The following is a 394-nucleotide window of genomic DNA, read 5'->3' as shown; positions in this document are numbered from 1 at the left end:
CAGTTGCAGGGAAAAAACATTGCGGTGTTTTTTGAGAAGGAAAACATCAATACCCTAGATTGCACCGGTGAACTGCTGCTGACCATTCTCAGCAGTGTAGCCCAGCAGGAGAGCGAAACCATCAGCTCCAATACCCGGTGGGGCATTGTCCGCAAATTTGAGCAGGGCAAGGTACTGTTCAATCATACAAACTTCATAGGCTACACTAAAGACCAGGACGGAGAGCTTGCCATCGTACCGGAAGAAGCGGAAATTGTGAGGCTGATATTCAGGCTTTACCTGGAGGGATGCAGTCTTGATACAATCAAGAAGCACCTGGAGGCAAAAGGCATTAAGACAGCCACAGGGAAAGACAAATGGAGTATAAGCGTTATATCCGATATGCTTTCAAATG

Annotated in this window: 1 protein-coding gene; it reads left to right on the top strand. The window is 47.0% G+C overall.

All coding sequences use genetic code 11. The features are described from left to right. Window positions 1-394 (top strand): recombinase family protein (locus DSOL_RS26430; RefSeq protein WP_139314655.1); only part of this gene is annotated, 394 nt, incomplete at both ends.

Origin of the sequence: Desulfosporosinus metallidurans, assembly GCF_001936615.1 — a bacterium.
Taxonomy (GTDB): Bacteria; Bacillota; Desulfitobacteriia; order Desulfitobacteriales; family Desulfitobacteriaceae; genus Desulfosporosinus; species Desulfosporosinus metallidurans.
Note: the sequence above shows the minus strand (reverse complement) of the source record. Positions and strands in the feature narration are given on the sequence as shown.